Genomic DNA, 12336 nt, shown 5'->3' with positions numbered 1-12336 from the left:
AACGGTCGGTTACAGCAGGTAATACAGCGCGATCACCACAAACACCGCCATGGTTTTAATGATCGTGATGGCAAAGACATCCTTGTAGGCTTGGCGATGGGTCAGGCCGGTAACTGCCAGCAACGTGATCACCGCGCCATTGTGCGGCAGGGTATCCATACCGCCGGAGGCCATGGACGCAACGCGGTGCAGGACGTCCATAGGAATGCCTGCAGCATTGGCGTTCGCAATGAATGATTCGGACATCGCGGCCAGGGCAATGGACAGACCGCCGGATGCAGAGCCTGTAATACCGGCTAGCGCGGTCACGGTGATGGCTTCGTTGACTAACGGATTAGGGATGGCGTTCAGCGCGTTCGCTACGACCAGGAAGCCGGGCAATGCAGCGATCACCGCACCGAAGCCGTATTCGGAGGCCGTATTCATTGCGGCGAGGAGCGCACCGCCGATCGCAGCTTTACTGCCGCTCGCAAACTGCGTCATGACGCGTTTGCCGGCAAATGCAAACACCAGCAGAATGCCGACAATCAGTGCGCCCTCAACAGCCCAGATAGCAGCCAGCTTGGATGTTTCCTGCACTACCGGTGCGGTCTGACCCATGACTGCGGGGATAAAGGATGTCTCCTTACCGTAATGGGTCGGAATCCACTGCGTGAGCAACTTGTTGACGACACCAACGGCAATTAAGGGCAGCAGTGCAATCAGCGGATGGCTGAGTGTGGTATCTGCGGCGGTGTCGGGCTCATTGACCAGGGTTGCGGGGTCGCCATAGCCTTCGCCCGCATTCTTGGCTTGGCGGCGACGCCATTCCAGATAAGTCAGACCGACAATCAGGATGAAGATGGAACCTGCAACACCCAGAACCGGAGCCGCCCAGCCATCGGTACCGAAGAACGTGGTGGGGATGATGTTCTGGATCTGCGGCGTACCGGGCAGTGCATCCATCGTGAAGGTAAAGGCACCGAGCGCGATGGTGCCGGGAATCAGACGCTTAGGAATGCCGCTCTGTCGGAACAGCTCCGCCGCAAACGGGTACACCGCAAACACAACCACGAATAGCGAGACGCCGCCGTAGGTGAGCAGGGCGCATACCGCCACAATGGATAAGATGGCGCGGGATTCGCCGAGCAATCGGATGGAACCTGCAACGATGGAGCGCGAGAATCCGGACAGCTCAATGACTTTGCCGAACACTGCACCCAGCAGAAACACGGGGAAGTAGTTCTTAAGGAAGCCGACCATCTTGTCCATGAACAGTCCACTGAACATGGGGGCGACTAAGGACGGGTCTGTCAGTGCAACCGCTCCTAGCGCCACCAGGGGCGCAAACAGGATCACACTGTGGCCGCGGTACGCGATCCACATCAGGAAACACAGGGCAGCTAAAACAATCAGGAAGGACATACAGGCGTCCGAGACAAAAGGCGACCCCCAGTTTCAAGCGCGGGTCCCGGTCCGCACATTGGACAAAAGGACAACTGTCGAAACCTGCAAATTTCGTTAAGTTGTGGTCATGCCCGCCGATTCCGGCGGAAATTCAATCGTCAACGATACGAGGTAGTTCCAATGTTTCGTCGCAGCCCCGCCCGCCATGCCTTGTGTCTGGCCGTTCTAGGCGCCTTGGCCACGCCGGTCTATGCCCAAGAGTCCCAAGCCGCCTCTTCCGATAAGGAAACGACCGCAGACGACAGCTCCAGCGTCAAGTCGCTCGGTAAAGTCACTGTATCAGCTCGTAAGCGCGATGAAACGCTGCAGGAAGTGCCGGTCGCAGTTACGGCCTTTACGCCGGAGCGCCTGGAGACCTTGAACGTGCAGGACCTGGGTGATCTTGATGCTCAAGTCCCTAACCTGACGGTCTACGCCGCTCGCGGTTCCAGCAGCACCGTCACTGCGTACATTCGCGGCATCGGCCAATCCGATCCGTTGTGGGGTGTGGACCCCGGTGTCGGTATTTATCTGGATGACGTGTACATCGCCCGTCCGCAGGGTGCATTGCTGGACGTGTTCGACGTTGAACGCATCGAAGTGCTGCGCGGCCCGCAAGGCACGCTGTACGGCAAGAACACAATTGGCGGTGCGATCAAGTACATCTCCAAGGAACTGCCTAAGACGACTAACGGTTTCGGTTCGGTAACCGTCGGCAACTACGGTCAGCTCGATGTGAAGGGCGCCATCGGCGGTCCAATCCTGGGCACCGATGCACTGCGTGCCCGCTTGAGCGTTGCCAGTCTGCATCGCGATGGCTTCGGTACCAACCTGACCAACGGTCAGCCGGTGAGCGACAAGGAAATCCTGGCGCTGCGCGGTGAACTCGGTGCCTTCGTCAGCGATGACTTTGACATTAAGCTGGCCTTTGACTGGATGGACGATCAGTCCGGTGTCCGCGGCGCGAAGATGCTGGCTGTTAACCCGCTGAATTCGACCTATAAGCCGCTCGACAGCCGTTATGACATCCGCAGTGGCATGGGCAACGTCAATGACACCGGCATGAAGGGTGTCAGCGCCACCGCAACCTGGCGTATGAATCCGAGCTGGACTGCCAAGTATGTCATCGCCAAGCGGGAGTCCGATACCTCGACTGACATCGACTTTGATACCTTGCCCGGCAAGTATGTTGACGTGCATGCGTTCTACAGCGACGAACAGCTGAGTAACGAACTGCAGCTCAATTACGATGGCGGTGGCCGCGCGCGCGGTGTCATGGGTGCCTACATGTTCAGCGGCGAAGCCGGTGGCCAGGTGCTGAACTACTTCCATAATCCGCTGGGTGCAACCACCATCACCAATCCGCTGTTCGGCGATACGCAGGGTAAGGTGATTACGGACAGCTTTGCGGTCTATACCGACTGGTCGATTGATCTGTCCGAACGTCTGGGACTGGATATCGGTGCACGCTGGACCGATGAAAAGAAACACGCCATCGCGCTCAACAAGTTCTACACCACGCCGAACTATACGACTTCGTGGGGCACTGCCGCCAACTTCGACAAGACCATCCGCTTTAAGAACCTGTCGCCGAAACTGGCAGTCAACTACGACTTCACGCAGGACATCATGGGCTATGTGTCGGCGACACGCGGCTTCAAGTCCGGCGGTTACAACATCCGTGCCAACACCACATCCGTACCGCGTTCAGGCGACCCCTTCCGTGACGAACAGGTCGACAGCCTAGAAGTCGGTACCAAGATGGGCCTGCTCGATCAGAGCCTGTTCCTGAACTTCGCGTACTTCCATAACAAGTACAAAGACATCCAACTGTCCGTGTTCACCGAGTACACCCTGCCGAACGGATCCAAGAGCTTCTTCGGTGACTTCACCAACGCCGGTGCCGGTACGATCGACGGCTTTGAAGTGGAATACCAATGGATGCCTTCGAACCGCTGGTTGATTAGCGGCAACTTGGCCTGGATGGATTCCAAGTACACGGAATTCATGAGCAGCAACGTCAATATTGCCGATACGCAGTATTTCACCAATGCGCCTGAGTTCTCCGGTGCGTTCAACATCGAGCATCGTCTGCCGATGATTGCCGGTGGCGAACTGACCGCACGTGCCGGCTATACCTATCAGTCGTCGGTTTGGCCGACCACCGATCTGAGCCCGGCGATTTATCAGGAAGGGTATGGCCTGGTCAATGCCGGTCTGATCTGGCGCAAGAAGCCATGGACCGTGTCGCTGCAGGGCTCGAACCTGACTGACGAAGAATACCGTACCACCGGCTATAACATCGCCGCTTACGGTGTGCTGACCGGCTTCTACGGTGCGCCGCGTCAGTACTCGCTGACCGTCCGCTACGATTTCTGATCGTTGCAGTGACTTGAAGTGAAACGGCCCCGGCCTTTGTGCCGGGGCTTTTTTGTATCCTGTACTGATGAGACTGCCGCTATTCCTGTTTCGATGCTGAGTCCGCTGACCGTTGCCATGGCCTGCGTGTGCTGGCTGCTTAGCCTGTTCGCGCTGGCACGATGGGCGCAACGCTATCCACCGGCGTTTGCACGGCATTGGTGGCTGATCTATGGTTTGTCGCTGGCAATTCACTGCACCTCGTGGACGTTTTACGGCACGGTGACACAGGCAGCCCGCTCGGGCTGGTGGATTCCGCCTACATTTATCGGCGCCATTTTGCTCTATACGCTCGGCTTGCCGCTAATGCGCCGTCTGGTCGACCTGGGCCGTCGCACCCATGCGACATCGGTGGCCGACTTAATTGCCACGCGTCTCGGCAAGAGCGCACCTTTGGCCGCCGTGGTCACCCTGGTGATGGTGATCGGCATGGTGCCTTACATTGCATTGCAGTTGCGTGCAGTCAGTGGCAGCTTCTCTGTGCTCATGAGCGGCAATGTGGCGGCGCGGTCTTCGGCATGGTATGCGGATATTTCACTCTATGGTGCCCTGGCAATGGCGCTGTTTGCGATGGCCTTTGGCACACGCGAGGCAAATGCCAGTGCGCACAACCGCGGCATGGTGGTCGCGATTGCCTTCGAATCCCTGTTCAAACTAATGGCCATGCTGCTGGTGGGGATTGTGGTCATTGGTGGTGCGGAGAGCATTCCCGATGCCGCGCAGACCCTGCCGGAACGCAGCACTCTGGGATTTGGGCCACTCATCATTCTGGGTGCGATGGCAATGTTCGTCCAGCCGCACCAGTTCCACATGGCCGTGGTCGAGGCTCGCGATGAACGCGATACGGTCAAGGCCCGATGGGTGTTGCCTGCCTATCTTGCGCTGATTGCCTTGCCGATTTTGCCCATCGCGCTGATCGGATTGTCCGGCCCGCTAGCATCCACCGTTGCACCGGATTTGTTCGTCTTGGCGCTGCCCCTGCATGCCGGCCATGATGGCGTGGCCTTGCTCGCGTTTCTCGGGGGACTTGGTGCAGCCACCGGAATGGTGGTGGTGAGCGTACTGAGCTTGAGCCTGATGATCATCAACCATTGGGTTTCGCCATCGGTGCTGCGCGGGTCCTGGTGGACACGTCCCGATGGTGACTTACGTCGCGATGTGGTTTTGGCCCGCCGCGCTGCCGTTCTGGTGGTCATGGCGCTGTCATGGGCCTTTGCGCGCGCCATCGACAATAACGCCGTCCTGGCCGACGTAGGGGCCCTGAGCTTCTCGGCCATGGTTCCGGTCGTGCCCGTGTTGCTGTTGGCGCTGTGGCGGCCGCAGGTGGCACCACAGGCGGCCTGCATCGGCATTGTTGCCGGCCTGCTGGTGTGGGCGTGGTTGGTGCTGCTGCCCAACGTCATGCGGGTGCCGGCATTCCCGAGCGCAATCGAATGGTTACATCCGAATGTGTGGTTCGGATTGAATAGCTGGTCGCCGTTGGGGCGTGGGCTCGCAACCTCGCTGCTGGTCAGTTACGGTCTGACAATCGGCTTGTCCGGCCGATTCGATGCGCTACAGCGTCGCGGCGCCGGGGGTCTGCAGGTGCGCACCTTGCGGGAGTTGGCATCGCGCTTTCTTCCTCCTGCGCGCGTGCAGGCAGTCTTCGAAGGACTCCACGGCAGCGACGCGGTGCCGGCTGAAGTGGGCGAGTCGGTCGAAGCGGAACTGAGTCAAGTGCTAGGCAGCGCTTCGGCCAATATTCTGCTGGAGGCTGCACATAACCGCCAGGGTTTAGGCGTGGAGCAGGTGGCGCGCATCGTCGACGAATCGCGGGTCGGTTTGCGTTTCAATCAGCAGCTGCTCGAAGCGGCCCTGAGCAACATGAGTCAGGGCATCAGCGTTGTCGATCGCAATCTGCGACTGGTGGCGTGGAATCCGCGCTATGCCGAGCTGTTCGGATTTTCGGATGCGCTGCTGCGTGTAGGACGCCCGATCGAGGATCTGACCCGAGAAGCGCTGCAGGCCTCGCATGGACTGAGCGGTTCGGCACTCGATGCGGCAGTTGAACGTCGTCTGGCCTATATGCGCGCAGGGACATTGCATTTAACGGAGCGCATATTCCCCGACGGCAGCATGATCGAAATTCGCGGCACGCCAATGCCGGGTGGCGGGTTCGTTGCGACGTATACCGACGTGACGCAATTCCGGCAGGCACAACGTCAGCTGGCGTTGGCCAATGAAACGCTGGAGACGCGTGTTGCCGAACGGACTGAAATGCTGCAGCAAGCCAAGCGCGAAGCGGAGCTCGCCAACGAAGCCAAAACGCGCTTTATGACGGCCGTCGGTCATGATCTGATGCAACCATTGCACGCGGCACAGCTGTTTACGGACGGACTCGAGTCAATGCTGCGCCGAAAGGATCATGCAGAAGCCGATCCCCTGGGGCGCGTGCGCGAGGTTCGTGGCGCTCTAGACTCGACGACCGAACTGCTGCAAAGTCTGCTCGATATCGCCAAACTAAAATCCGGCGGGCTCACACCGGCATTGCGGACCTTGCCTTCGCGCGACGTCACGGATCCGTTGGCCGCCGAGTTCTCTGCGATTGCCAAGGCCAACGGTCTGGAGTTTGTCTATCGCCCGAGCGAAGAGTGGATTCGCACCGATCCGACCTTGCTGCGACGTGTGCTGCAGAATTTTCTGGCCAACGCAACGCGTTACGCCGGTCAGGGCACTGTGAGTCTGCTGGCGACTACGGATACGGACGGAACGCTGCAACTCGCCGTGCACGATCAGGGTCCCGGCATTCCGGAGCAGGACCGCACGATCATTTTTGATGAGTTCCGCCGCGGCGAAGGCGTGACTGCCAGCGGATTGGGCCTGGGGTTGTCCATTGCGAAGGGGCTGTCGGATCTGCTTGAACATGAATTACTGCTGCACACGGAAACCAATCGCGGCTCTACCTTTGCAGTGCGCGTGAGCATTACAGACCAATTGCAGCAGACGGCACCGCCGATCGAGACTGCCGAGGGTGCACGGATCCTGCTGGTGGACAACGATCAGCCGACGCGCGAGCAGCTCACTTCCATGTTGCAGGAGTGGGGGCACGATGTGAGTGCCTTCGACGGTACGCAAATAGAGCCCATCGCGCAGGCCGCGTTGAATGCATCGGTGTGGCTGCTTGATTTCCATCTGGACGATGGCCGTACCGGTATTGATCTGTATCGGAAACTGATCAGGCAAATGCCCGACAGGCCGACATTGGTTCTGACTGCCGATATTAGCGATCAGGTGCGATCCATCTGTCAGGAGCTGGATCTGACTCTGGTACGCAAACCGATACGCGCATTGGCTTTGCGTAGTGTGCTGATGCGACTGCTGTCGGCATCGAACGCGGCGCGTCCCTAGCGCCTGCAGGAAAGGCGTCCGATTGCGGGGTGTTATGGTCTGGCCTGACCTTGCATCATCGGGACGCGGCCCGGGTCGGTCAGTTCGAGTTCGCGTAGCACGATGCCGGCCTGGGTCCGGTTGCGAACGCCCAGACGTTCAAAGATGGCCGAGACGTGGGCCTTGACCGTACGCTCCTGCACATTGAGACGGTCCGCAATCTGCTTGTTGAGCAGACCGTCAGCCACCATGCGCAGCACGCGGAACTGCTGCGGCGATAACGAGGACAGCTTGGATGCCATGTCCGCATCCGAATTGCTGCTGCGCGTGCGTAGCACGGTGGCACGAATCGATTCCGGCAGCCATTGCCCGCAATTCAGAATGGTCGAGATCGCGGCATTCAGATCGTCGAGACCGGAACTCTTAGGCAGGAATCCTGCGGCGCCAAAATCCAGAGCGCGTCGTACGATCAGGGGATCGTCGTTCGCCGAAACCACCATGACCGCCACTACCGGATGTTGGGCACGAATCGAAGCGAGTCCGGCCAAACCGTGATTGCCCGGCATGTGCAGATCAAGCAGTAACAGCTCAATGTCGGGTTGCGCATCGAGCGTCTGCAGTACCGACTCGAGAGAATCGGCCTCGTGAATGCCGACACCCGGAATCGCCTCAGTCGCCGCGGCGCGCAAGGCTGCGCGAAACAGCGGATGATCGTCGGCAATTAAAATCTGGTGCATGGCTCTGAGTGTAGCAAGCGGACTTCGTACTACCTATGGACTTTTGGCCACTGCCGACACTCGGTACTTGCGGTAGGCTAGGATCCATGAAGACATTGCTCACCGCTGCCGTGCTCGCCACGGTCACCGCCGGCTGCGCCGGCACCGCTCAAATGACGAACAACATGGCCAGTCAGCCACCGCAAATTACGGATCACCGCGGCGACGATGACTTGCTGACTGCCGGTCTCGGCCTGAAAGGACTGCAGTCGCCCGTTGCGCCCGCATTTGCCAACCCGGAGCAGCCGACGGCAGTTGAGTTGCGTCGGCGTGCGATCTGGGCCAACTGGCGAGGTATCGCCGACTTAGCACCCGGCGGCGGATACGGCGAGAGATATGGCAGCACCGCTGCAGTCGCCGGCCGTGAATACAGTGGCGTTGCGACTTTACCCGGTGGTGTGTCCTCGCATCGCGTCGTGGCCCAGATTCCCGACGGGTTCGACGGCAACAAACGTTGTTTGCTGGTTGCGCCCTCATCGGGTTCGCGTGGCGTCTACGGTGCGATCAGCGTAGCCGGTGCCTGGGGCCTGCCCAAGGGCTGTGCTGTGGTCTACACCGATAAGGGCACGGGTACCGATTTTGTCGATGTCGATACGGGCGAGGGCACCGACTTGGCCGGCCAACGCGCTATCGGCCATTCGCGCGTGTTCATTCCTAAGGTCTCTGCGCAGAAAACACCGCAGGCGCATGAGGTTGCCTTCAAGCATGCGCATTCGCAGGTCAACCCCGAGGCCGACTGGGGTCGTCACGTAGTGCAGGCGGCGCAATTCGGTTTGGATGCATTGTCACAGGCGTTCCCGGGTAACGGTCAATTCAACTGGGACAATACGCGCGTTATCGCCGTGGGCATCTCTAACGGTGGTGGCGCCGTGTTGCGCGCCGCCGAAGAGCAGGGCGCACATTTTGCCGCCATCGTTGCGGGTGAGCCGCAGATTCATGTCAATGGCTTTGGTGGCAAAGCACTGTATGACTACGGTCTCGATGCGATGACCTTTATGCCGTGTGCGCAACTGGCATTGCCCGATGGCGCCTTGCCGGAACCGCCGGCGCTGGCTGCTGCCAAGCCACTGATGGGCCTGTGGTGCCAACGCTTAAAGATGGCCGGCCGTCTGGACGGTGCCGATGTGCCCGCCATGGCCAAGCAGGCGCACGAGATCATGCGCGCGTCCGGCTGGAGCGATGGTGCCCTTGCGGCGGGATACGCTTCGACCGGTTTTGATTTGTGGCGCTCCGTGCTGGTCGCCTATGCATCGGCCTATGCGCAGGCGCCGGTGGGCGCGCATCCGTGCGGCTATCGTTATCAGGCGGAGAGCGCAGACAAGCAAGCGCGTGCGGCAACGCTCGCTGAGCGTGCTGCATGGTGGAGCGATTCCAGTGGCATTCCGCCGGGCAACGCCGTAAGCCTCAAGCACGACAATCCCGACATCTACGCGCAGCTGCAATGTCTCACCGAACTGCGCAAGGATCCGGTTGTTGCCGAGTCGATTGCGGCCACCACGGCCTCGATGCCCGCCCACAAGGACACGCCGATTCTGATCCTGCACGGTAAGGATGACGGTCTGGTGCCAATTCAGTACAGCAGCATTCCGTACGTGGCCATGTTGCGCGAAGGCGGCCACAACGCTGTGAGTTTCATCGCCGAGGACAAGGCACAGCATTTCGATGCATTCCTGGGTTTTCCCGCGTATCGCCAACGCTGGCGGCCGTTGTTGCCTGAACTGTATCGCGGCCTCGATCGGATGTGGTCTCACATTGCCGAAGGCGGTCCGATGCCCTAAGGAAGGCTTCGGCGGTTTCGGACAGCAAAAAGCCGGCGCAAGCCGGCTTTCTGTTTTAGTTCTCGCAACAACGCAGACGGCAAATCAGTCGTCGTCACCGATACCGGTCATGCCCAGAATGTTGTAGCCCGAATCCACATAAGTGACTTCGCCGGTGATGCCCGAGGCCAAGTCCGAGCACAGGAATGCGGCGGTGTTGCCCACTTCGTCGATGGTGACTGCACGGTGCAGCGGTGCGTATTTCTCAAAGTGGCCGAGCATCTTGCGGAAGTTGGCAATACCCGAGGCCGCGAGCGTACGGATCGGTCCGGCGGAAATGGCGTTGACGCGAATGCCTTCCTTGCCCAAATCCAATGCGAGATAACGTACGGTTGCCTCGAGCGAGGCCTTGGCTACACCCATGACATTGTAGTTTTGCAGCGCACGTTGTGCGCCCAGGTAGGACAGCGTCAGCACTGCGCCCTGACGGCCTTGCATCAGCGGACGCGCCTCTTTGGCGAGAGCGGCAAGCGAGTAGGCCGAGATGTCGTGTGCTATGCCCCAGTTTTCGCGAGTCAGACCATCGAGGAATTCGCCTTCGATCGCCTCACGCGGCGCATATGCGATGGCGTGCACCAGAATGTCGAAACCGTCCGTCCAGCGTTGGCCGAGTTGCTCGAAACATTCGCGGATCTGCTCGTCGGAGCTGACATCAAGCGGCAGCACGATATCGGAGCCGAACTCAGCGGCTGCTTTTTCAACGCGCGACTTGAGCTTGTCCGTCAGATAAGTGAAGGCCAGTTCGGCACCCTCACGGTGCATGGCGGCAGCAATGCCGGAGGCGATGGAGCGGTCACTGGCAATGCCGGTGATTAGCGCGCGCTTGCCTTGCAGAAAGCCCATGGAAACTCCTAGATCCGTTCAGTAAGTTCCCTAGTTTGCCAACAACTGAAGCAAAGGACCAGACCGTATGGTGGAGCGACTTACTTGGGGTCGTGGACTAGCACTTCGAGGCCACCCACCGAGCGACCGGCCAGCGCCGGATTGAGTTTGCGAATCCAGTTCGGATCAAAGCCCTGCTGTTTGGCCCAGGAGTTCAGATTGCCCGCACCCGCTTCGGCACGCACCACATGGAGCTTGGGCACTTTGCGCGACATGGCAATACGGAACGAAGGCTTGTCCATCTGCCGATCAATCAGGCAGGTCAGAGCGTTGATCTTCTTCGGATACGAATGGGTGATCTGGGACAGCTTGGTGCGGCCCTTCAGAAAGCCCTGCATGGCGCCTTCACCGGCGTTGTAGGCCATGATGACGCGGTCCTCGTTGCCCTTAAACATGCGATTGAGGTATTTGAGATAGTTGACGACACCGCGCGTTGAATCGATCGGCGAGAGACGTCCGTCATAGCCGCCGCGCATGGGCACCTTAAAGTTGCGTGCGGTAGTACCAACCAGTTGCCACAGCCCGGTCGGCCCAAGACGACTGCGCAGTTCCGGATGATATGCACTTTCGACGAACGGAATCATTGCGTATTCGCTGGGCAATCCCGCCTCGTGCACTTGCTCGAGCACATAGTGAAACAGCGACAAGGTCGGATCGTTCGGATCTGCCAGCTGCTTAGGTGCATTGGAAAAATGCGCAACCCATCGACCGGTGATGGAGCCGGTACAACCCTGTTGGACTGCTTTGGCGTGGTAAGCGTGCAGCACTTCAACACCGGTAACGGATTCGGCGCGTACGGGCGATACGTTGACGGAGTTGGGCAAGATGGCCCCAAGGGCCAGCACGCTCAGTACAGCGCTTCTGAATTTAGACATAGTGATCTTTCCAGGCACGCAGACGCCCGAGGCGTTCTACGGCGTTGGCGGAGGGCGAACCGAAGTGGGCGTCAATGGTCGCAGCCACTTGGGGTTCGTCCGCACGCAAAAACGGATTGCAGTCGAGCTCACGCTGCAAGGTCGTGGGAATCGTCGCCTGTTCCTGTGCCCGTAGCTGCGCAACTTGATCAACATAAGCACGCAATGAGGCGTTATCGGGTTCTACCGCCAGTGCAAAGCGCGCGTTGGCCTGCGTGTATTCGTGGGCGCAATAGACCTGCGTTGCGGGCGGCAGTTGTCTAATGGTCTGCATGACACGATGCAGATCGTCGGGGCTGCCTTCGAAGAGGCGACCGCAACCGAGCGAGAACAGTGCATCGCCGCAGAGCAGGGCACCGTGCCCGAAGAAGCCGATATGACTCAGGGTATGCGCCGACAGCTCCAGCACTTCAAAACGGCAATCATCGATTTCGATGTGCTCGCCGGGGCTGACGCGCTCGGTCGCAGGAATGCGCGGGTCATGCGGACCGATCACTCGCAGGTCCGGAAAGCAGGCGCGCAGTTCCGCCACCCCGCCGATATGGTCAGGATGGTGGTGAGTGAGTAAGATCGCGGTGGGTACCTCGGCGGGTGCTAGCTCGGCCAGTACCGGCTCGGCCACACCGGGGTCCACAATCAGGATCGGACCCTCGGCACCGCATCGCGCCAACCAGACATAATTGTCGGTCAGCGCCCGAACGGCAGTAAAATGCATTCGGACACTGTGGAGAGGCGGCG

General features: G+C 59.6%; 8 protein-coding genes. 3 read left to right on the top strand and 5 right to left on the bottom strand.

Annotated features, from left to right (window positions below; translation table 11 throughout):
* Positions 1–9 precede the first annotated feature (9 nt).
* Positions 10–1404 carry a GntP family permease gene (locus tag V3390_RS09775; RefSeq protein ID WP_331689881.1) on the bottom strand — a complete coding sequence of 465 codons (1395 nt, stop codon included), beginning with the start codon at positions 1402–1404 and terminating at the stop codon, positions 10–12.
* A 162-nt stretch (positions 1405–1566) separates the two neighbouring features.
* On the opposite strand from V3390_RS09775, the gene V3390_RS09770 reads away from it, so the two are divergent.
* Both V3390_RS09770 and V3390_RS09765 read left to right on the top strand, forming a co-directional pair.
* Positions 1567–3804, top strand: a complete 2238-nt coding sequence (locus V3390_RS09770; RefSeq protein WP_331704278.1) for a TonB-dependent receptor — start codon at positions 1567–1569, stop codon at positions 3802–3804.
* Positions 3805–3897: 93 nt separating this feature from the next.
* Positions 3898–7230, top strand: a complete 3333-nt coding sequence (locus V3390_RS09765) for a hybrid sensor histidine kinase/response regulator (RefSeq protein ID WP_331704277.1) — start codon at positions 3898–3900, stop codon at positions 7228–7230.
* Between the two features lie 32 nt (positions 7231–7262).
* Here V3390_RS09765 and V3390_RS09760 read toward each other — a convergent pair whose 3' ends face one another.
* Positions 7263–7946 carry a response regulator transcription factor gene (locus tag V3390_RS09760; RefSeq protein ID WP_331689884.1) on the bottom strand — a complete coding sequence of 228 codons (684 nt, stop codon included), beginning with the start codon at positions 7944–7946 and terminating at the stop codon, positions 7263–7265.
* 86 nt (positions 7947–8032) lie between these two features.
* Here V3390_RS09760 and V3390_RS09755 point away from each other — a divergent pair, with 86 nt between their 5' ends.
* Positions 8033–9763 (top strand): 3-hydroxybutyrate oligomer hydrolase family protein, encoded by a 1731-nt coding sequence (locus tag V3390_RS09755; protein WP_331704276.1) that lies wholly within the window; start codon positions 8033–8035, stop codon positions 9761–9763.
* Between the two features lie 84 nt (positions 9764–9847).
* Here V3390_RS09755 and V3390_RS09750 read toward each other — a convergent pair whose 3' ends face one another.
* The 3 genes from V3390_RS09750 to gloB form a co-directional block, all read right to left on the bottom strand.
* Positions 9848–10645: an enoyl-ACP reductase FabI gene (locus V3390_RS09750; protein WP_331704275.1), complete on the bottom strand. Its 798-nt coding sequence runs from the start codon at positions 10643–10645 to the stop codon at positions 9848–9850.
* An 80-nt stretch (positions 10646–10725) separates the two neighbouring features.
* Positions 10726–11559 (bottom strand): transglycosylase SLT domain-containing protein, encoded by an 834-nt coding sequence (locus tag V3390_RS09745; protein ID WP_331689887.1) that lies wholly within the window; start codon positions 11557–11559, stop codon positions 10726–10728.
* Complete coding sequence (gloB, locus tag V3390_RS09740; RefSeq protein WP_331704274.1) at positions 11552–12313, bottom strand: hydroxyacylglutathione hydrolase; 762 nt, start codon at positions 12311–12313, stop codon at positions 11552–11554. Before gloB ends, V3390_RS09745 begins: the two co-directional genes overlap by 8 nt.
* Positions 12314–12336 lie beyond the last annotated feature (23 nt).

Origin of the sequence: Aquilutibacter rugosus, from assembly GCF_036541335.1 — a bacterium.
In the GTDB taxonomy this organism is placed as follows: Bacteria; Pseudomonadota; Gammaproteobacteria; order Xanthomonadales; family Xanthomonadaceae; genus Aquilutibacter; species Aquilutibacter rugosus.
This window is presented reverse-complemented; position numbering and strand designations above follow the sequence as displayed.

Excerpts from the sequence above, each read along its gene's own strand:
- V3390_RS09775 (WP_331689881.1), bottom strand. The coding sequence starts at position 1,404 with ATGTCCTTCCTGATTGTTTTAGCTGCCCTGTGTTTCCTGATGTGGATC.
- V3390_RS09770 (WP_331704278.1), top strand. The coding sequence starts at position 1,567 with ATGTTTCGTCGCAGCCCCGCCCGCCATGCCTTGTGTCTGGCCGTTCTA.
- V3390_RS09765 (WP_331704277.1), top strand. The coding sequence starts at position 3,898 with ATGCTGAGTCCGCTGACCGTTGCCATGGCCTGCGTGTGCTGGCTGCTT.
- V3390_RS09760 (WP_331689884.1), bottom strand. The coding sequence starts at position 7,946 with ATGCACCAGATTTTAATTGCCGACGATCATCCGCTGTTTCGCGCAGCC.
- V3390_RS09755 (WP_331704276.1), top strand. The coding sequence starts at position 8,033 with ATGAAGACATTGCTCACCGCTGCCGTGCTCGCCACGGTCACCGCCGGC.
- V3390_RS09750 (WP_331704275.1), bottom strand. The coding sequence starts at position 10,645 with ATGGGCTTTCTGCAAGGCAAGCGCGCGCTAATCACCGGCATTGCCAGT.
- V3390_RS09745 (WP_331689887.1), bottom strand. The coding sequence starts at position 11,559 with ATGTCTAAATTCAGAAGCGCTGTACTGAGCGTGCTGGCCCTTGGGGCC.
- gloB (WP_331704274.1), bottom strand. The coding sequence starts at position 12,313 with ATGCATTTTACTGCCGTTCGGGCGCTGACCGACAATTATGTCTGGTTG.